16 protein-coding genes are annotated in these 20,968 nt (G+C 57.8%); 10 read left to right on the top strand and 6 right to left on the bottom strand.

Features of this window, described 5'->3' with window-relative positions; translation table 11 throughout:
* Positions 1–116: 116 nt before the first annotated feature.
* On the top strand, positions 117–617 hold the full coding sequence (locus VN577_22405; GenBank protein ID HWR17598.1) for a DinB family protein: 501 nt from the start codon (positions 117–119) through the stop codon (positions 615–617).
* A 57-nt stretch (positions 618–674) separates the two neighbouring features.
* Here VN577_22405 and rseP read toward each other — a convergent pair whose 3' ends face one another.
* The 3 genes from rseP to VN577_22390 are packed head-to-tail and all read right to left on the bottom strand — an operon-like array spanning position 675 to position 4,143.
* On the bottom strand, positions 675–2,015 hold the full coding sequence (gene rseP / locus VN577_22400; GenBank protein ID HWR17597.1) for an RIP metalloprotease RseP: 1,341 nt from the start codon (positions 2,013–2,015) through the stop codon (positions 675–677).
* A 19-nt stretch (positions 2,016–2,034) separates the two neighbouring features.
* Positions 2,035–3,228 carry a 1-deoxy-D-xylulose-5-phosphate reductoisomerase gene (locus VN577_22395; GenBank protein ID HWR17596.1) on the bottom strand — a complete coding sequence of 398 codons (1,194 nt, stop codon included), beginning with the start codon at positions 3,226–3,228 and terminating at the stop codon, positions 2,035–2,037.
* 21 nt (positions 3,229–3,249) lie between these two features.
* Positions 3,250–4,143 carry a phosphatidate cytidylyltransferase gene (locus VN577_22390; GenBank protein HWR17595.1) on the bottom strand — a complete coding sequence of 298 codons (894 nt, stop codon included), beginning with the start codon at positions 4,141–4,143 and terminating at the stop codon, positions 3,250–3,252.
* A 178-nt stretch (positions 4,144–4,321) separates the two neighbouring features.
* Between VN577_22390 and VN577_22385 the strand changes: the two genes are divergently transcribed.
* Together VN577_22385 and VN577_22380 are read left to right on the top strand one after the other, a co-directional pair.
* Positions 4,322–5,209, top strand: a complete 888-nt coding sequence (locus VN577_22385; protein HWR17594.1) for a GAF domain-containing protein — start codon at positions 4,322–4,324, stop codon at positions 5,207–5,209.
* A 79-nt stretch (positions 5,210–5,288) separates the two neighbouring features.
* Positions 5,289–6,830 (top strand): ATP-dependent DNA helicase RecQ, encoded by a 1,542-nt coding sequence (locus VN577_22380; protein ID HWR17593.1) that lies wholly within the window; start codon positions 5,289–5,291, stop codon positions 6,828–6,830.
* Positions 6,831–6,874: 44 nt separating this feature from the next.
* On the opposite strand, the gene VN577_22375 is transcribed toward VN577_22380, so the two are convergent.
* Positions 6,875–7,978, bottom strand: a complete 1,104-nt coding sequence (locus VN577_22375) for a VWA domain-containing protein (GenBank protein ID HWR17592.1) — start codon at positions 7,976–7,978, stop codon at positions 6,875–6,877.
* 292 nt (positions 7,979–8,270) lie between these two features.
* Between VN577_22375 and VN577_22370 the strand changes: the two genes are divergently transcribed.
* Positions 8,271–10,067: a hypothetical protein gene (locus VN577_22370; protein ID HWR17591.1), complete on the top strand. Its 1,797-nt coding sequence runs from the start codon at positions 8,271–8,273 to the stop codon at positions 10,065–10,067.
* 60 nt (positions 10,068–10,127) lie between these two features.
* On the opposite strand, the gene VN577_22365 is transcribed toward VN577_22370, so the two are convergent.
* Together VN577_22365 and VN577_22360 are read right to left on the bottom strand one after the other, a co-directional pair.
* A complete protein-coding gene (locus tag VN577_22365) occupies positions 10,128–11,075 on the bottom strand; it encodes a site-2 protease family protein (GenBank protein ID HWR17590.1) in 948 nt (315 codons plus the stop codon).
* A gap of 15 nt (positions 11,076–11,090) precedes the next feature.
* A complete protein-coding gene (locus VN577_22360; GenBank protein ID HWR17589.1) occupies positions 11,091–11,903 on the bottom strand; it encodes a hypothetical protein in 813 nt (270 codons plus the stop codon).
* Positions 11,904–12,066: 163 nt separating this feature from the next.
* On the opposite strand from VN577_22360, the gene VN577_22355 reads away from it, so the two are divergent.
* The 6 genes from VN577_22355 to VN577_22330 all read left to right on the top strand — a co-directional run bounded on the left by VN577_22355 (position 12,067) and on the right by VN577_22330 (position 20,840).
* Entirely contained in the window at positions 12,067–14,418 is a 2,352-nt protein-coding gene (locus VN577_22355; protein ID HWR17588.1) for a two-component regulator propeller domain-containing protein, read from the top strand.
* A 160-nt stretch (positions 14,419–14,578) separates the two neighbouring features.
* Entirely contained in the window at positions 14,579–15,163 is a 585-nt protein-coding gene (locus VN577_22350; GenBank protein ID HWR17587.1) for an isoprenylcysteine carboxylmethyltransferase family protein, read from the top strand.
* A gap of 90 nt (positions 15,164–15,253) precedes the next feature.
* Entirely contained in the window at positions 15,254–16,549 is a 1,296-nt protein-coding gene (locus VN577_22345; protein ID HWR17586.1) for an FtsX-like permease family protein, read from the top strand.
* A 112-nt stretch (positions 16,550–16,661) separates the two neighbouring features.
* A complete protein-coding gene (locus VN577_22340) occupies positions 16,662–17,465 on the top strand; it encodes an ATP-binding cassette domain-containing protein (GenBank protein ID HWR17585.1) in 804 nt (267 codons plus the stop codon).
* Positions 17,466–17,600: 135 nt separating this feature from the next.
* Entirely contained in the window at positions 17,601–20,048 is a 2,448-nt protein-coding gene (locus VN577_22335) for an ATP-dependent Clp protease ATP-binding subunit (GenBank protein ID HWR17584.1), read from the top strand.
* A gap of 120 nt (positions 20,049–20,168) precedes the next feature.
* Complete coding sequence (locus VN577_22330) at positions 20,169–20,840, top strand: hemerythrin domain-containing protein (GenBank protein HWR17583.1); 672 nt, start codon at positions 20,169–20,171, stop codon at positions 20,838–20,840.
* Positions 20,841–20,968 lie beyond the last annotated feature (128 nt).

Below are 20,968 nucleotides of genomic sequence, written 5' to 3'. Positions count from 1 at the left end.
CGCGGCGTGAGTCGCGCCTTTTTCTTTAAGATTCCGCTTTTCAAATAGCGAACAAAAGGCGAAAATAGTTGCCGTTTCGGGGTCGAGGATGCCCCGTCATGGAAAGGAACCTCACCATGTCTATCAGCACACTGCTATTGGCCGAATTCGAGGCCGAGATTAAGACCACCCGCATTACGCTCGAACGTGTTCCCATGAAGCCCGATTTCGCGCCACACGCAAAGTCTATGAAGTTGAAGGATCTCGCTCCTCACGTTGCGCAACTCGCAGGATTCGGACTTACTATCTTAACCACGCCGGAGCTGGACTTCTCCACCAGCAGTTGGAAGCCGCTACCGTTCGAATCCCCCGAGCAGCTAGTGAAAGCCCTCGATGAGGGTGCGGAGAAGGTCCGCGAGGCTCTGAAGAAACTTCCCGACACTGCGTGGAACGATAACTGGCGCCTGGCATTCAGCGGCAAAACTATCTTTGAAGGATCGCGATTCCTCGCCTATCGCGAAATGTTTCTGAACCACCTGGTACACCATCGCGCGCAGCTTGGCGTATACCTTCGGCTGAATGGCGTACCTGTCCCGGCAACTTACGGCCCTTCCGCCGACGACACCCTGGGCTTCTAAGCGTTCGCAAAAGCAAAGGCGCGACCGAAGTCGCGCCTTGTCTTCTCGATTGAGTAATTACGGCAGTCTTGGTGTGAACGCCGGCAGCTTCGCGATGTCGTTAAAGATCACCAGCGCCGCGAATAGCACCAGCAGCACAAATGCTACCTGGTACACGCGTTCCTTCACCGCCAGGCTGATGTCCTTCCTGCGGATTCCTTCAATCGCCAGCATCAGGATCATGCCGCCGTCGAGAATCGGGAACGGGAACAGGTTGAACAATCCCAGTTGCAGGCTGACCATCGCCATCAGGTACATCAGCGGAGCCCAACCCGGCTGTTTCGCGGCATCTCCCGACGCCCGCGCAATACCGATCGGACCCGACATCTGTTTCACCGAAACCTTACGCTGAAGCATTTTTCCGACGAGGTCGAACACCAGCAAAGAGTTCTTTTTGTTCTCGTCGATTGACTTCGAGAGCGCTTCGCCGAAGGACAGCTTGTCGATGTGAACAGGATTGCTGTGAATGCCAATCCGGTATTGCTCGGTGCCGTCGTCGCGACGATCCAGCATCGGCGTAACCGTGAAATTCATCTCCCGGCCGTTGCGCAGCGCAGTCACTTCCACCGGAGCGCTCTTGTTCGCCTGGAGCATCTTGATCATTTCTTCGGTCGTGCGAGTCTGCTTTCCGTTCAGCGCAGTAATCTCGTCGCCAACCTTCAAGCCTGCCTTTGCAGCGGGCTTATTCTCTTCCACGAACGTGACGATATTCGGCTGCTGCGGCACCCATCCGGTGTCACCGCCAGCCTGGTCCGGTCCAACCGCGTGCGGAACAATCGTTTTGTCCAGGATTTCACCGTTACGCGCGACTTGCACCGGCAACGAATGATTTGGGCTTAGCAGCACTTTACGCAGGACGTCTTCCCAGTTCGGATTCTCGACGCCGTCGATGCGCACAATCCGGTCGCCCGGTTCGAATCCCGCCTTGGCCGCGGGAGAGTCGTCGATCACCGATCCCACCACCGCCGCGCGCTCCAGGAACAACGGGTGTTCGTAGCGAATCATGAACACGGCCGTGAGCAGCGCAACCGCCAGCAGGATATTCATGAACGGGCCGGCCGCCGCAATGATGAAGCGCTGCCAGCGCGGATGGGCCATGAACTCATAGGGAGCGCCCGAGCGCTCTTCCATGAAATTCTCGCCGGTCATCTTCACGTATCCGCCGAGAGGGATCAGGCTGATCCGGTAGTCTGTGTCGCCCCGGCGAAAGCCGAGTAGCCGCTTACCGAAACCAATGGAGAAAACTTCAACCCGCACGCCAAACAACTTGGCGGCGGCATAATGGCCGAACTCGTGGATCAGGATCATGATCCCGAGCACGAAACCGACGGCTACTACTGCGATTAGAAAATCCTGCATAGCTGGGGAACTTTACCTCTTAATTCACCTGCACTGTTTGTGCTGACTTTTTCGCCAGATGTTCAACCCGGCGGCGGGCCGTCAGCCGGGCCTCGGCATCAACGCCCAATACACTACTTATAGATTCAGGATGCGACATTGTAGTTTCATATAGCGTCTCCTCAATCACCTGTGCGATCCCCGTAAACGGGATTTCACCGTCAAGAAAAGCCGCTACTGCCACTTCATCGGCCGCATTCAAAGCGATCGTTTTAGATCCTCCCGCCTCGGCCGCTTCGTAGGCCAGCCGTAGACAGGGGAACTTTCCCATATCCGGAGCATAAAAGTCGAGTTTCCGAAGGTCACGTAACGAAAACCTTAGGTCCGATTTGGTACGCTCCGGAAAGGTCAAAGCGTACAGAATCGGCAGCCGCATGTCTGTGACCGATAACTGTGCCAGGATACTTCCGTCCCTGAATTCCACCATCGAGTGAATCGTGCTCTGCGGATGCACGATTACGTCCACCTGCTTCGGCGGTAAGTTGAACAAACGACAGGCCTCTATGACCTCAAACCCCTTATTCATCAACGTCGCGGAGTCGATGGTGATCCTTCGCCCCATCTTCCAGGTGGGATGATTCAATGCCTGTTGGACGGTGATCACCGCAAATTCGTGAGCAGGCGTGTGTAAAAAAGGACCGCCGGAAGCCGTCAGCCAGACTCTGTCCACCTCGTCCAGGGTTCCGCCGCGCATGCACTGATGCACCGCATTGTGCTCGGAATCGATGGGCAGCAGCGGAACGTTGTTCTTCCGCGCTTCGGCTGTGATGATCTCACCCGCTACTACCAGCGACTCTTTGTTCGCCAGCCCGACGCTCTTCCCCGCCTTCACCGCTTCGTAAGTGGCTTCCAGCCCGGCAACGCCAACAATCGCGCTTACCACGAAGTTCACTTCCGGATGCGTTGCCACCCTGACAGTACCCGCCGTCCCGAATACGACCTCGATATGTCCAAGTTTGGCGTCTGCGAGCTTCGCCCGCAGGAGATTCGCATTTTCTTCGGTAGCGACTGACACCAGTTTCGGGCGGAACTTCTTCGCCTGCTCGAAAACCGTGTCAACGTTGTTGCCGGCTGCGAGTGTGATTACCTGGAACCGTTCCGGGTAGGACTCAACGATATTCAGGGTGCTGTGCCCAATGGAACCCGTTGAGCCAAGGATGGCAATTCTCTTCATTTGGCTGGGACTTTCATTCTATCAGGCCAGCACACGTAAAGCAGCAAAGTACCAGAGCACCGGAACCGCAAATAACAGCGCGTCAATCCGGTCCAGTACTCCGCCGTGGCCCGGCAACAAAGTTCCCGAATCCTTTACACCCGCTCCGCGCTTCAGCAGCGACTCCACCAGATCACCCAGTTGCGCGGCAACGTTGAGACTACCTGAAAGCACCACCACCTGCCATAACGGTGGCGTCGGCGCCATGTATCCCTGCCACTGCTCGATGAGCTTGGCGCTCAACAGGGCCTCGCTGATCGGACGTGCATAACTGAAAACCAGCACGCCAATTCCGATCGATCCGAAGAACGACGCGATGCCACCTTCCCACGACTTCCCCGGACTTACACGCGGCGCCATCTTGTGACGTCCGATGGCTCGTCCGACGTAATACGCCGCCGTGTCGCCCGTCCACACCACCAGGAACAGGTACAGGATCAGGAATGCGCCGGCCCACTGTTGCCGGACGTTGGCCAGCAGCAAAAGGGGCACGCCACAATACCCGAGCGCAAAGAACGACGCTGCAGCCGCGGGATATGACGTCGCCAGGTCGCGTCGCATCATTCCCACAACCAGATAAATGAATGCACCAAACGCAAAGGCGGTGAATACGATCAGGAACAGCGCCTCCGTTGCCAGCGTCGGAGTCTGAGCCTGAAACGCGCGAACGATCAGCGCCAGGAACATCAGCGCGATACCGGCATAAGTGGGCATGCGAAACGGCGTTACGTTGTAGTGCTTCGCCAGGTCCACGAATTCGCGCGTGGCCAGCAGCGCCACCGCGCCAACTAACGCCGCGAACAACCATGACGGAGCACGGAAAACCGCAAGCAACACCACTGGAATCAGAACGATTGCTGTCAGTACACGTTTCATAAGAACGGAACATTGTACTGTGAGGACAAAATCTGCTTTGTCCAGCGATTTTCCTCACCGTAATCAATATTCCTAATTGTCACCAATCAAGAATTGTCCTAACTTAAGAATCAGGATCACCACGTAATCTGCGACGAGGCCCTCTGCCTCACTCCCCCTCGCCGATTGTTGGAGCGTGATGCCGTACGGTACAACTGACACCTCTCGCCGACTGCGCCGGAAAACCGTGGCGCACTCGGTTTCAATTTCTTTACCTCGAATTCTTACTCAGACTGAGCCGAATCTCGCTGCACTTAAGCTCCGGCTTTCCGGTCTCTTACCCGCACAATCGCTCAGCATCATCGCCAACGAAGCGCTTGCTTTCACCAACGCCGAGGGATCTGCGATCGCTCTCTTCGACGGCAACGAAGTCACCTGCCGGGCACGTGCTGGATCACTGGCGCCTCCACTCGGCACCACGGTTAGCCGCGACTCGGGGATTTCGGGTACATGCATGCGTACAGGCGAAGTCATCTGCTGTAACGACACGCAGAATGATCCTCGCGTAAACGCCGAGGCCTGCCGGCAGTCGGGCATTTACTCCATGCTGGCCGTGCCTCTGAGCTATGACGACGATTCCTTCGGCGTCTTTGCAGTGTTTTCGGGTGAGGCTGACGTGTTTGGAGAACGAGATATCGAGACGCTGGTACTTCTGTCGGGTTTGGTGCCGGCACTGAAACCGGAATCCGGACCTGCGATCGTTGAGTTACGGCCAGATCCCGTTCTCGATTTGCAGGAAACGCCGCCAGAGGGAATCGCCGTTCCTTCACCTCTGCCACAGGCACCTCCGCCACAGGCAGAGGCCAAAAGGTCGGTTCCGCGGACTCAGTTATCGGCGCGTCACATCGCTATTGCGCTCGAGACCATCCGGCACGATGCCGCTTTCCAATTGCTCGGACGTGTAAAGGCGTACCTGACTATTGAGTCCCTTTACGACGGCCGGGAGCGCGAGGCAGCCATCGACCTATGCCAGGAACTGATGTTCAAGCGGGCGGAAGAACTCGGCGTGACTCTTCCGAAAAACTAGGCGGAATGAGTTTTGTAAGCGGAATCGTTCCGCGGCAGCACATACCGGGGAATAACTGAAGTGTTACATTGAACCGTTCATGATTTCCCCGGAGTCCATTCTCCAATCCGTCTTTCGCCTCAAGCAGTTCAGGCCACAGCAGCGCGAAGTCATCGACGACGTGATCGCCCGCAACGATGTCGTCTGCGTCATGCCGACCGGAGCGGGCAAAAGCCTCTGCTTCCAGCTGCCTGCCGTTGTATTCCGCGGACTGACCATTGTCGTTTCGCCGTTGATCTCGCTCATGGCAGATCAGGTCGCTCAACTCCGGCAGTTGCGCATCCCCGCGATGATCCTCAACAGTTCGCAGTCGAGCGACGAGATCAGAAAAGGTCTCGCCGCACTGCACAACGGCTTCCGAGGGCTGCTTTATATTGCCCCGGAACGTTTCGCCGCACCGTCCTTCCAGAACCTGTTGCCGAAACTTCGCCCGAATCTCTTCGTCGTCGACGAAGCCCACTGCGTCAGCTTCTGGGGACACGATTTTCGTCCCGACTACCTGAACCTCGCCGATGCTCGAAAGAAACTCGGCTCACCCGTAACGATGGCATTGACGGCAACCGCGACTCCGCAGGTTCGCCGCGATATCGTCTCCATGCTCGGTCTGCGTAATCCTCGCGTTCACGTTACGGGATTCGATCGTCCGAACCTCGCCTACTCCGCCCGCCGTATCGAAAGCGAGGCCAACAAAGACGAAGCCGTACTTCAGTTTGTAAAAGCTCGCAACTTAAGTGGAATCATCTACTGCTCCACTCGCCGCGCAGTGGAAGAGTTGTCTGCGCTGATCGAAGAGAAGTTTCCGCGCCGCGTCGTTTGCTCTTACCACGCCGGAATGGAATCGCAGGTAAGGAAAGCCAACCAGACGCGTTTCATGGAATCCTCGAACGCCATCACCGTCGCAACCAACGCGTTTGGGATGGGGATCAACAAGCCCGACATTCGTTTCGTGCTTCACTACAACCTGCCCGGAAGCGTAGAAGCCTATTACCAGGAAGCCGGACGTGCGGGACGCGACGGCGCACCTGCGGAATGCGTTCTCCTTCATGGCTATCGGGATCAGCGCACGCAGGAGTTCTTCATCGACAAGATCGGCGAGAACAATCCCTCGTTGAGAGAGTCCGACCTCGCCCGCTTGCAGGCGCATTCACGCCGCAAACTCGACCTCATGCTCGGCTATGCCGACACTCATCGTTGCCGTCGCCGCCAGATTCTCGATTACTTCGGTGAAAGCACTGCGATCGATAAATGTTCGTGTGACGTCTGCAGCGGAAAAGCGGAGCCCCGTTTCAGACCCACCCTCGACAAACAATCGTTTCCGAAGAAAGTCAGGAAGTCACCGTTATCCGATTCTGAACTCACGCCCGAAGCCGCGCTCCGATTCGAAAGACTGAAAATCGTTCGGCGCAGGTTAGCCGATAAACAGGGATGGCCTGCCTTCTGTGTCATGCACGACAGTACGTTGAAGGAGGTCGCACGGCTTGCCCCCGATTCGCTGCGGGAACTCGCGACCATTAAGGGCATTGGCGAAAAGAAGGCGGTAAACTTCGGCCCAGCCTTGCTGCAAGCACTTCGCGAAAAGTAAAAGCGCCTCGTTTAAGCGAGGCGCCCGCAATTCATCTATTCCGTTTATTCCACTTCGTGCTTCGCGGTGTACCCCTCACGCGCGATAACCTGCGCCTTCAGAGTTTTGCCTTTCTGGTTCTTCACCGTAAGCGGCCCGCCATCCGGCGCGACTAACTCGACTTTCAGTTTTCGATACGTCCCGTCCTGCTTCGCGTTCGTGGGCTTATAGGTGATCAGGTACTGATTGCGGATGTTCCCTGCCACGTCCTGAAAGATTTCCGGCAACTCACCTTCGAAACGCGGTTTGTACCACTTAGCGCCCGTGAGATTGGCAAACGTGCGCATCTGGTTATCGGCCTGAAGATAATCCATGTTGTACGCGCCGAACTCGCTGCGATTGCCGTAGCGGGCTTCCATTGCAATTCGAAATGCTTCACCGGTGCTGATCGTGTAGATCCCAACGTTTCGCGTTTCCTTCACCTTCTTCAGGATCTTGTCGTAGTTCAGCTTGCTGAAGGTGTCGATACCCCTAGAAATCAGGATGACGTACTTCCGCCCCTGGATTCCTTCCAACCGGTCCAGCGTGTCGTAGAGTGCGTCGAAAACGTTCGTCTCCGAGAAGCCCGGGATCTGTAGTTTGCGGATCGCGCCGTAGATCTCGCGTTTGTCCTGCGTGAAGTCGGCGAGGATGAATGGCCGGTTGTCGAATGTGATGACAGCGACCCAATCTTCCGGCTTCAAGCTGTTGGCAAAAGCGTAGGACGCATTGATCGCGTCATACATAAACCAGTAATTGATGTTGGCAAACTCAATCAGCAGTACCGCCGTGATGGGCGCTTCCGACTGCCGGAAATCCGTGATCGTCTGCGGAACGCCATCCTCGTAAACCCGGAAGTTCTCTTTCTTCAGCCCGGGCAGGAAGCCGCCTTCCTTGGTCGTTACCAGGACCGGCACCTGGACGTTTTGTACGTCCACCCTCAAGGAAAAGTCCGGCATGCCTTCGGGGTTCTTAGGAATCTGCCGCTGCGGCGGCGGAGGAGCCTCCTCAGGCTTCTTCTTCGGCACGATAATCGGACCAATATCACCCTGAGGGCCGCCGGCCTCAGCAGGTGCCTGTTCACTGGGCTTCTTCTGTTGGTCGCCGCTCTGCGTTTGAGCCGGCGCCAAAGTAACCAGAAGAACCGAGATTAGGGCAAAAAGGACTAGGGCATTAGTTCCGGAAGTACGGTGATTTCTTGATTGAAGGGGAACCATGGGAATCCTAAACTTCAGACATGCGGGCGCGAGTAACTCGCCGGTGTCTATGCTAGTATAGACGCTCATTCCCCGCATTTTGACTCGGTGCGAAACACATTCTTGTCCCCTCGGTTTACATGTAAGTGCCTGCGGGGCAGAGTGTTCGCCCACGAATGCCACCCGTCAGCCACGGACTTCAGCCGTCCGGAGGACGTCCAGCAGTATGAATAAAGCAGTTGCGCGCCTCGTTATCTTCGTCTTCGTCCTGAGTTCCTGTTTTGCCCTGGCCCAGTCGGCCCCTCCATCCGGGAAGCTCGTCACCATGCCCGTCTCAGAAATAAAAGCTGGGATGAAAGGCGTCGCCTACACCGTTTTCGAAGGCACCCAGCCGGAGCCGATGAACCTTGTCGTTCTCGGCGTGCTGAAAAATGCCAACGGCCCGAAGGGCGACATCATTCTTGTTCGCCTCCAGGGAGAGAAGCCTGAATACACCGGTGTCGTCGCCGGAATGAGCGGAAGCCCCGTTTACATCGACGGCAAACTCGTCGGTGCGCTCGCATTCCGTATCGGGCAATTTTCGAAGGAACCCATCGCCGGCATCACTCCGATCGCCGACATGCTCGAGATCAACGAACTCGATAACACCGTGGCTCCCGCGGAAGCTCGCTCCACTGAGCCTGCGCCCGATGCGACCACGAAGACGTCCGGCCCCGGCACAGCTCCTGCCCTCGGCAAAGTCACGAACCTGCTGACCCCAATCGAGACACCACTGGTCTTCAATGGTTTCACCGAAGATGCCGTGAAGCGTTTCGCCCCGCAGTTCGCAGCAGCCGGCATCGTTCCCGTGATGGGCGCCGGATCCGTTTCCAACGAAAAGCAGCCTGAGCCCATCGTTCCCGGCTCGGCTGTGAGTGCCGTCCTCGTGAAGGGCGATCTCAACATCGCCGCCACCTGCACCGTCACCTACATCGATCCCGAGCGCCTCTTGGCCTGCGGACATCCGCTGCTTCAGTTCGGCAAGGTTGATATGCCGATGACGAAAGCCAACGTCGTCGCCACTCTTCCCTCGCCTCTCAACGCCTTCAAGATCGTCAACACCACGGAAGAAGTCGGCGCCTTTGTTCAGGACCGTCACACCGGCATCCTCGGTCGCTTCGCCCGCACCCCGCAGATGATCCCAGTCACCCTCTCCGTTCATGGCGGAAAGAGCACTAAGACCTTCCGGTATGAAGTGCTCAACAACCCGAAGCTAACGCCCGTCGCCATCATGTCGACCGTCTTCAGCGCGCTTCAGGGTTTGAATGAGTACGGCGAAGACCTCACCTATCGCTTCCGCGGTCAATTGAACGTGGATGGCTTCCCGCAGGTGAATCTCCAGAACATGTACGCGCCCATGGATGGCGGCGTGCCAACTGCCTTCGCGGTCGCTCTCGGCCTTGGCGAGCGGTTCAGCCGCATCTACGACAACCCATACGCCAAGCCGAAGATCGACTCCGTGAATCTCGACTTCGACCTGATCCGCGAACGCCGCTACGCACGCCTCGAGAACGTACGCACCGACATAACCGAAGCTCGCCCCGGCGATGAAATCGTGATCGAAGCCACGCTACGCCCCTATCGCGGTGACCGCATCGTGCGCCAGATCCCGATTCGCATTCCGACCTCGACTCCAAAAGGCACGCTTCGGATCCTGGTCAGCGATGGAGATTCCCTCGACCGCATGCGCCGCACCAGCGGCGGTCCGATGGCGCGCAAGCTCGACATCGCCTCCACCATTGCGATCCTGAACAAGGAGCACAGCAACTCACGCCTCTATGTTTCGTTGCTGGAAGCGAATCCGGAAGCAATGGTCGAAGATAAAGTGATGCCGACATTGCCACTCTCCGTAATGAACGTCATGGACGGCCTGCGCGGCACGCAGGATATGATCGTTACCGGCGAATCTTCGGTGAGCGAAGCTTCCACTCCGCTCGATTACGTCGTCTCCGGCGCCCAGATTATTACCGTGTCCGTGAAGTAATCTTCAGAAACTCAAAAGCCCTCGGCACGTCCGAGGGCTTTTTCTTGTCTCGAAGAGAATTTACGTCCCGAACCCGGTTCCCGGAACGTAATACATCACCGCGGCCAGCAACGCCATAAGCGCGATGAAATACGCCGCCGCCGATTGGCTAGGTTCCTCCGGAACGTCCTTGCTGAATGCTCGGTACAGCGCACCCGCCGCGACCACGAAGAACACGCTCTCTCCCGTGAACCTCCACGCGGCCACCGCAAGCACCAAAATGGCGAATCGATGCACTCTTCCCAACGCCGACGCTGCCTGTCCGCCATCAAGCACCCACACCGGAGTCATGTTCACCACGTTCAGCCATGCCGCAGACTGCGCCAGCGCGGCCCAGTATTTGTTGCCGGTCGCATACCAGATCGCAGCACAAGCCACGGCAGAAAGGAATCCTGCAAACGGCCCGGCCAGCGAGACACCCGCTCGCACTTCCTTCGTGATCGCCGTCGTCTTCAGACGCACGAATGCGCCGATCCCCGGCAGGAACACCGGCAAGTCAGCCTTCAGCCCTCTCCGCTTCACGTCAACGAAATGGCCGAATTCATGGACCAGAATCAGCACCGAGAACCCGAAGCCGAACGCGATGCCCGCGTACGCGGATTCAAATGCGATGAACAGGGCGAAGCTGATCACGAACGCCGCGACGGACTTCCGGTATACCCGCTGCCGTACTTCTTCGTCGCGACCAAGCTCCTTCAGCGAGCTTGCTGATTGCTCCAGTTCCGCGATATGTCCGCGGATCCAGACCGCCTGCTTCGAATCTTCCGGCAAAAGGCGAAGGGCATGAATCCACTCCTCCCGCGCTTCGGAGAACTGCTCATTCTTCTCCAGCTCTTTCGCGCGGAACGAAATCGAGTTGAGTTCGCCGGCATGGATGAGTGTTCTGCATTTTTCGCAGACCACTGCGTCAGGGGCGATTGGGTTCGCACACCTCGGACACGCAACTAAAACTTCACTCGCCGACGACAATGTCCCCACTCCGCATTAGAACGGACCATCAATCTGCAACTTCGGTCTCGCTAACATCTTCCACGCAAGCTGCATGCCGATGAACAGGATGAACAAACCGATGATCCCGTGTAACGGCGATGCCAACTCCAGGAACGGAGAAGCCAGCCCGATCCCCACCAGCATCGCGATCGCCTTGCCAAAGTTCATCGGAGCCTTCTCCGGCTTCGCTTCAGCAGCGGCCTGTGAAGTAGTGTCAGATCCTGTCTGTGCAGTATCTGCGGCCGGCTGTGCTTCTCGCGAAGCCATCGGATCCGGAACCGCGTCACCGTTCGACTGCGTGATGCTCGATTGCGTGCTCTGGCTTTGTGGCTGCACATGCACCTGTGCTTGGGGCTGAGCGTTCTTCTTTTCTTTTGCGATCTGCGCCACCCAGACCGGAATTGCCGACATCGAAACCGCCGCATACGTCAGTAGCACCGCCGTGATCTGGTACTTGCGGCCGCCCATGCCTCTCGATCCCTTGAGCATCGCCTTGCCGACAATCCAGCCGACACCCAACGAAAGAAACCCGATCACCCAACCGGTCACGATCGCAAACGTCGCATAACCGATCAAGCCCACGATGGCTGCGCCGATTCCGAAAAGCAGAGCGCGCGAATAGTTCTTCGTGCCGTTGGCCAATTCCGCCATTTCCGTCTCCGCGCACCGACTGCACGCCTGCTCTCCGTTGACGCGATAATAAGGACTGCCCACAGCCTGATTGCAGAGTACGCAATTGCCCTGCTGGGCTGCGTACTCAACCGTATCGAACTGTGGAGTTTGAACCGCCTGGTCCGTTGCATTCATGCCGCGCAAAATATCACGAATGCCCGTCGGGTGAACACGTTACGACTGTTATTCCGGAATGACGAAAATGCACGAACCAAAGTTCCGCAGTTCGTCCCAGCCCACGTGGCCTTGTGCGCAACCCGCCCTGCTTCTGGTAGCCTTATTTCAAGCCTGCTTTGTCATGATGAAACGAACGCTTTTCTCCCTGACCGCTCTCCTGATCTTCCCCGCCGTGGTCTTCGCCGGCGGAACGCGCACATGGTTCCAGTCGCGCTACGACGATTTCTCTAAGGGCACCGCCAAGGGCGTCGCTATTCGCAGCAACGGTACGCTTGAGCTCTCGCCCGCGTTAAAACAGGTTGCCACCACGCCCTCGACGTACTTCTGGGCCCTGGCCTCCGACCGCGAAGGCAACGCCTATATCGCGTCCGGCTCTCCCGCACGCGTTTACCGCGTTACGCCACAGGGACAGGTCAGCATCATCTTTGAACCCCAGGAGCTGCAGGTCCAGGCCCTGCTGTTCGGGCGCGACGGTGCGCTCTACGCCGCCACATCGCCGGACGGAAAGGTGTATCGAATTACCCGGAACGCTCCCGCGCCGCCCGCCGGCAAGACGCCTGCAAAAGCAGTCGAACCGCAGCAACCCGAAGCTCCAGTTGCCGAGAAGCAGGGGCCCGTCGCCAAGGACCCGAACTTCACCTCATCGGTTTTCTTCGACCCTAAAACCAAGTACATCTGGGCACTCGCCGAAGATAACGACGGACGCCTTTACGTCGCCACCGGCGACCGCGGTGAGATATATCGGGTCGACAAGACCGGCAACGGGTCCGTCTTCTTCAAAAGCGACGAAGCCCACATCCGCGCTCTCGCCTTTGACCCCAGGGGCAACCTCATCGCCGGCTCCGACGGCAGCGGCCTCATCTACCGTATTTCACCCGCTGGCGACGGCTTCGTCCTTTACAGCGCTCCGAAGAAAGAAATCACTGCGATCGCCGTAGACCGCGATGGAAATATTTACGCTGCGGGTGCTGGCGAAAAACGGACTGCGGCCGTTACGCCCACCATCACCTTGCAGCCGCAGACGGTCACGCCCATCGCACAGCCTCAACCCGGCGCCGCTCCCACAGTGACCTTGGGGAGTCAGGTGGTCGCCACGCCCGTACCGCAAGTGACACCGGTCGTTCCCATCACTACCACCGGCGGGTCAGAGGTATACCGCATCGCGCCCGACGGATCGCCACGTCGCCTCTGGCAATCGCGTGACGAACTTGTCTACGTTCTCGCGTTCGATCCACGCGGACGCCTTATCGCAGGTACCGGAAACAGGGGACGTCTCTTCGTCATCTCTGGTGACAGCTTCACCGATCTCGGTAAGGCTACTGCGAACCAGGTCACCGGAATTGCCCCGGCACCGAACGGCGGCGTGTACATCGCCACCAGCAATCTTGGAAAACTATTCCTCCTCGGTGGCACCGCAGATGCCGACGGTACCTTCGAGAGCGACGTCTTCGACGCCCGCATCTTCTCGCGCTGGGGACGCGCTGTGGTTCGCGGCACCGGCAACTTCGAACTGTTCGCGCGCAGCGGAAACGTCGACAATCCCGACCGCAACTGGAGCGACTGGAAAAAAGTCGATCTCACCCGCGAGCTCCCCATGGAGGTTCCACCGGCTCGCTTTGTTCAGTGGCGTGCCGTGCTGCATCCGGGCAATCCGCCAGCCACGCTCGATAGCGTTCTGGTGAATTACCTCCCGAAGAACGTGCCCCCGCAGGTGGATGAGGTCTATGTTCAACCAGGCGCTCGCTTCCCGCAGATGCCTCGTACTTCCGGCGACAGTGGTCCCATCGCCGTCGGCCCGGGCCAGGTTGGTGTCGCGTCGCGGGTCGATGCACCCGTAACCGCTCTTCGTGACAAAGAGTACGTCGCAGTCCGTTGGGTCGCGCGCGATGAAAACGACGACGATCTGTCCTACTCCGTCTACTACCGTGGCGACAACGAAACTCGCTGGAAGCTGCTGAAAAGCGATCTCACCGACAAGTATTTCTCTTTCGAATCGGCCCTGCTTCCCGACGGTGGCTACAAGATCATGGTCACGGCGTCCGACGCGCCATCGCACACTCCCGAAGAAGCGCTGAGCGACTCCAAAGAGAGTCCCCGGTTTGAAATCGACACCACACCGCCCCAGGTCACCAACGTGACCGGCGTCGTGGAAGGAGATACTCTCCACATCACATTCCGCGCTCTCGATGGCTACTCGCCCATCGCCCGTGCCGAGTACTCCATCGACGCAGGCGAATGGCAAACCGTCGAACCGGTGGGCCAGATTTCCGACTATCGCGTGCAGAATTACGACTTCAACATTAAGCTACCGTCCAACACTCAAACCGCAACCGAGGAAGCGCTCACCGCCTCGCAGTCCGCGAGGAGGAATCAGTCCCGCCCGTCCGCCGGGCAGGAACACGTGATCGTCGTGCGCGTTTACGACCGCTTCGACAACATGGGCTCGGCAAAGACCGTCATCCCCGGACGCTAGCCAGTCATAGCAGTGCATGCCATCAACCACACAGGCCGGTTCCGCCACAGGAACCGGCTTCTCTCCATTTCGCATGACGAAAAACACTCCTGGGTTCTTCCTCGGCGCCTCTCGCTGACTGTTTAGAGGAACTCGCCGCAGCCTCGTCTACAATGCCGCCGTGTCTCTGATCGCCTATCTCGGATGGATAGCCTGCTGTATCTATGCCAGTATTCCGTCGTTCTGGCTGGTGATTCATCCACGCGCCGGGATGTGGCGCACGCGGAAACACCAGGGCAAAGCGGTGTACAAGTTCCTTGTGCCCATGTGGATGTCCATGTGGGTCGCCCTTTACTTGGTCACCTACCCGTTTCGGCACGTTCTCCTGTATCGGCACAAGTGGACTTGGCTGATCGCAATACTCTTTTTCGCCGGGGGACTTTTTCTCTACCACAAGGGACGCCATGGCTTCTCGCCGCTCCAGTTGAGCGGTCATCATGAACTCGAACCCGATCGTCACGCTCAGCGCCTCGTCATTCAAGGCATTCGGGAGCGAGTGCGCCATCCCATCTACCTTGGACACCTGCTCGAAATGATCGGATGGAGCATCGGAACCGGCATGCTCGCCTGCTGGATTCTCACCATGTTCGCCGTCCTCACTGGCATCTTCATGATCCGCACCGAAGAAGGCGAACTCGTCCAACGCTTCGGCAATGACTACCGCGAATATCAAAAACGCGTGCCCGCCATCATGCCGAAGTTCTAATTGGTTTTGCGTACGCCCGAGTGAACTGGTAGCTTCTACCGTGTGGATTGATTCTCAATTCACTAGCTTATTAATCTACTGACTTACTAATTGCGCTTCGAACTCTTCATCGCGACTCGTTACCTGCGCGCCAAGCGGCGGCAAGCCGTCATCGGCATCATCACCGGCATTTCCATTGCCGGGGTCGCGGCCGGAGTCGCATCGCTCATCATCGCGCTCGCCATCAACAATGGTTTCCGTCAGGATCTCCAGGCTCGGCTGCTTGGTTCGACATCGCACGTGAACCTCCTTCGCGTGGAATCCGACGGCATCCGCGACTGGCAGCAGCTCACTGATCGGCTCGGCAAAACACCCCACGTGCTGGCCTCCGCCCCGGCTTTGTATGAGCAGGTACTTATCTCCCGAGGATCGAAAGCCAAAGGCGCCGTCATCAAGGGTGTTATTCCTGAGTACGAACGCAGAGTCTCTGATCTTCTTCAAACCGTGAACGTCGGCTCCACCGACGCTCTCAATCCCCAGGCAGCGCCGGCGAAGCCAGCGGCGGCCGGTAGTGAACCCGACGACCTTTCTGACGTGCAGTCACGCCTAGCCGCCATGCCTCCCATCGTTCTTGGTCGCGAGATGGCCGACGACCTGGGCGCCACCATCGGGTCCATCGTTTTGGTTACCAGCCCGCAGGGGGAGCTCACTCCTTTCGGACTGGTTCCTAAGTATGTTCGTTTCCGGGTAGTGGGAATCTTCAATTCCGGGTTCTACGACTACGACGCCACTTGGGCGTTTACTCGCCTCTCCTCCGCACAGTCGCTCTTTGGGCTTGGCGACGTCGTCTCTGTACTCGAATTCAAAGTGGACGATATCTACAAGGCAGGCGAGATCGGGAGTACGCTCCAGCAGGAAGCTGGAAAAGGCTTCATGGCAACGAACTGGATGGAACAGAATCAGGCGCTGTTTCGGGCCCTACGCCTGGAACGGGTCGTAACCTTTATAACCATCGGCCTCATCGTCTTTGTGGCTGCTCTTAATATCCTGATCTCGCTCATCATGATGGTGATGGAAAAGACCAGGGACATTGCCGTCCTTCGCTCCATGGGGGCTCGCCGCGGCCAGGTACAACGGATCTTCATGGCCCAGGGTGTCCTTATCGGCATCGTTGGAACTATCATCGGCGTCATTCTCGGCTACTCACTGTCCCTCGCTGCCGGGCACTACAAGCTGCTCTCGCTCTCAGCCGAGGTCTACTCCATCGACTACGTACCCTTCGCACCTCGCGTGATCGACGGCGTCATCGTCGCACTGGTTTCGATTGGCATCTCGCTGATCGCAACCATCTACCCCGCCATCGCCGCCGCCCGCATTTATCCCGCCGAAGCCCTCCGTTACGAATAGTCCAAAAGTGTGGTGATTTTCATCACAGTGCGCTGTGATTGACAAATCAAGTCCCATTCCGGCACAGCAGTAACCTCGAAGAGAACTTTTGTGACGAGTTGTGGGAATCAAAATGACGGTGTCGTGGTCTAATACGTCAAGGCTTCAGGTTAAGGCGTCGGCGCTAAGGCCGTGGCCGAAATTGCACCGTGGGGAGTTACGCCTGCATCCAATGGAACAGACCGAGGTTCTGCGAGCCGAAAATTTACGCAAGGTTTTTCGGTCGGGCAGATCAGACCTGGTGATCTTTGACAACTTGTCCTTCCAAATCCGGAGGGGGGAGATGGTCGCCATCGTCGGCCAAAGTGGTGCCGGTAAAAGTACCCTTTTGCACATCCTCGGCGCGCTTGATAGCGCTTCTGAGGGTGACGTATACTGCGCCCAATTGAAGTTGCAATCACTCTCCGACGAAGCTGCGGCGGATTTTAGAAACCGTTCGATTGGGTATGTCTGGCAATTTCATTACCTGTTGCCGGAATTCACCGCGGCGGAGAACGTGGCCATGCCACTGCTCATGCGGGGCACCGGCCAGAAAGAAGCCGACTCAGAGGCTCGTAAGTGGTTGCGTGAAGTTGGACTCGAAGACCGGGCGCATCACCGTACCGGGGAGTTATCCGGCGGTGAGCAACAGCGGGTTGCGATTGCCCGGGCTCTGGTTACGAACCCGCAGTTGTTGTTAGCGGATGAACCGACAGGCGATCTCGACAACACGACAGCCGAGGCGGTATTCGAATTGATCTCCCGGCTGCATCGCGACTACCGGTTGACCTCCCTTATTGCCACCCACAATCTCGCTTTCGCGCGTCGTTGTGACCGCGTGTTCCGTTTGGAACGCGGGCGGCTCGAAGAGGTCTCCCCGGAATCGCTTCCGGTGTGATGGTTTTTGGAAGGGCAGTTCCCGCCGTAACCGCGGCGGGTTGGCAACGGCACAGGAGCCTTACCGTGGCTACGGCAGGGCAATCGGCGACAAACATCGTCGTTCCCAAGGTCTACAGGGAGAAGAGGGTAATCAATGTTTGAACGTTACACCGAGAAAGCCAGGCGCGTGATCTTCTTTGCGCGGTACGAAGCCAGCCAGTTTGGCTCTCCGTACATCGAGACTGAGCACTTGTTGCTCGGACTCCTGCGCGAAGATAAGGCCCTAACCAACCGGTTTTTGCGGTCGCACGCCTCGGTGGAATCCATCCGCAAGCAGATCGAAGGCCACACCACGATTCGTGAAAAGGTCTCGACCTCGGTGGACCTGCCGTTGAGCAACGAATGTAAGCGCGTGCTCGCCTACGCCGCCGAAGAAGCCGAGCGCTTGTCGCACAAGCACATCGGTACCGAACATCTTCTATTAGGACTCTTACGCGAAGAGAAATGCTTCGCCGCTGAAATCCTCCATGAGCGCGGACTCCGCCTCTCTGCCGTGCGCGAGGAACTCGCTCGCACGTCGCAGGAAAAGGCCGCTCCGCAGCGGAACCGCGAATCTTCCCTGCTCGCCGAATTCTCGCGCGACCTGACGCAATCCGCCATGGACAGCCAGCTCGATCCACTGGTCGGACGCGACGCCGAACTCGAGCGTGTTGTCCAGATTCTTTGCCGTCGCACCAAGAACAACCCGGTGCTCATCGGCGAACCCGGCGTCGGAAAGACCGCCATCGTCGAAGGCCTTGCCCAGCGCATTGCCGACGGCGACGTCCCGTCCTTCCTCGCCGACAAGCGCATCCTGGCCCTCGACCTCTCGTTGATCGTCGCCGGTACCAAGTACCGCGGCCAGTTCGAAGAGCGCCTGAAGACCATCATGAAGGAACTGATGGAGTCACAGAATTCCATCATTTTCATCGACGAGCTTCACACGCTCGTGGGCGCAGGTTCGGCGGAAGGCTCGCTCGACGCAGCCAACATCCTGAAGCCGGCTCTATCGCGTGGCGAAATCCAGTGCATCGGAGCCACCACGCCCGGCGAGTACCGCAAGTCCATTGAAAAAGACCGTTCGCTCGAGCGCCGTTTCCAATCCGTGAAGGTTCCGCCTCCGGGTGAAGAAGACGCCGTCCAGGTCCTGATGGGCATCAAGGAACGCTACGAAAAATTCCACGCGGTCAGCTACACCGACGAATCCATCAAGGTCGCCGTGTCGCACTCGAACCGCTACATTCCCGATCGCTTCTTGCCCGACAAGGCCATTGACCTCATCGACGAAGCCGGCGCGCGCGTAAAGCTCCGCCAGACTTCGCTGCCCGAGGAGATCACCGAAGTCCAGAAGCGCATCAAGTTCATCGTTCACCGCATGGAAAACGCCATCGCGAACCACGAGTTCGAAAAGGCGCGCTTCTATTCGGACGAAGAACGCAAGGAGCGCGAGAACCTGCGTGCTCTTCGCGAAAAATATCATCTCGATGAATCGGCCACCGGCGTCGTCAACAAGGAAGACATCGAAGACGTCGTCAGCCGCTGGACCGGCGTTCCGGTTGCTTCCATTAAGGAAGAGGAATCGAAGAAGCTGCTCCGTATCGAGGAAGAGCTGCACAAGCGCATCATCTCGCAGGACAAGGCCATCAGCGCTCTTGCCCGTGCGATCCGCCGCTCGCGTGCCGGCCTGAAGAACCCGAACCGCCCCATCGGCTCGTTCCTGTTCCTCGGACCCACCGGCGTCGGCAAGACGGAAGTCGCTCGCAGCCTGGCGCAGTTCATGTTCGCCAGTGAGAAATCCATGATCCGCTTCGATATGTCGGAGTTCATGGAGAAGCACTCGGTCTCAAAGCTGATCGGTTCGCCTCCGGGATACGTCGGATACGAAGAGGGCGGCCAGCTCACCGAGCGCGTGAAGCGTGCGCCTTACAGCGTGGTGCTGCTCGACGAAATCGAGAAGGCACACCCGGATGTCTTCAACATCCTGTTGCAGGTCTTTGAAGATGGTCAGTTGACGGACGGCCTCGGCAACACCGTCGACTTCAAGAACACCATCATCATCATGACCTCCAACATCGGTGCCCGTCACCTGATGAAGAAGACGGGACTGGGCTTCCAGGTGGAAGAGAAGGAAGGCGAAGTCGGCCAGAAGGTCGAAGAGCTCGTGAAGAACGAAGTCAAGAAAACGTTCAACCCCGAGTTCCTCAACCGCGTTGACGAAATCATCATCTTCAACGCGCTGACCGAGACCGACCTCATCCAGATCGTGGAACTCATGATCGCGCAGTTGAACGCGAACCTGATGCAGCGCTCCATCACCATCACGGTGACGGACGACGCGAAGAAGTGGATCCTCGACAAGACGCTCGTCGACCGCAGCTATGGCGCTCGTCCGCTACGCCGCGCGTTGCAGAAGTACATCGAAGACCCGCTCTCGGAAGCGCTGATCCAGGGCACGATCACCACGCGCCCGGCGTTCATCGAGGTCTATCGCGACGGCGAACGCCTCTTCTATCGCCCGGTCGGCGAAGAGAAGGCAGAAGGCGTGTTGCTCTACACCAACTAGGTTTTCCGGGATTTCATCTCCCGGAAAGATTAAGGCCGCTGGCGAATGTCAGCGGCCTTTTTACATCCCGCTCACTCCTCCCTCATCCAATGCGCGTAGCATCGTTGTGTGGAGGATGCCATGTTCGATTCATCCCGGCGCACCGTCGTTCAGTTCGCTGCTCTATCAGTCGGCGCTCTCTCAATCCCAGCCGTACTCGCGCAGGAGAAGAAGGAGGAAGTAACTCCCGTCGAAGATCTTTGCCGCGAGCACGGACTCCTCAATCGGATTCTTCTCATCTACGATCACTTCGATTCCAAACTCGCCGGACCATCGGCGCCCGACCTCTCCGCGCTCACCCAATCCGCCACCATCATCAAGAACTTCATTGAGAGCTATCATGAAAAGCTCGAAGAAGATTTCCTCTTCCCTCGTTTCGAGAAAGCCGGCAAGCTAACGGATCTCGTAACCGTACTCCGCCGGCAGCATGAAGCAGGACGAGCCGTAACCGCCCAGATCATTTCCCTCACCGCAGACGCCCCAAAGAACACCAAGGCAAAGACCGCCCTCCGCACGCACATTCAATCCTTTGTCCGCATGTACCGCCCGCACGAGGCACGCGAAGACACTATCCTCTTCCCTGCTCTGCGTGAGATCGTCTCGCCCAAAGAGTACGACGTACTCGGAGACCAATTCGAAGACAAGGAACATCAACTTTTCGGCAAAGAAGGATTTGAAGGCGTTCTTGAACAGGTAGCGGAAATCGAGAAGAAACTCGGCATCTACGACCTCAGCCAGTTCACGCCACGATGAATCACGCTCCCTCAAGCCGTGTTGCTCTACAGCAACCAGGTAGTCCGGGATTTCACATCCCGGAAAAGATCAAGGCCGTTGATGAATGTCAGCGGGGTTGTTTTTTGTCATTCCGAGCGCAGCGAGGA

It is taken from the genome of Terriglobales bacterium, assembly GCA_035561515.1.
In the GTDB taxonomy this organism is placed as follows: Bacteria; Acidobacteriota; Terriglobia; order Terriglobales; family Acidobacteriaceae; genus DATMXP01.
Note: the sequence above shows the minus strand (reverse complement) of the source record. Positions and strands in the feature narration are given on the sequence as shown.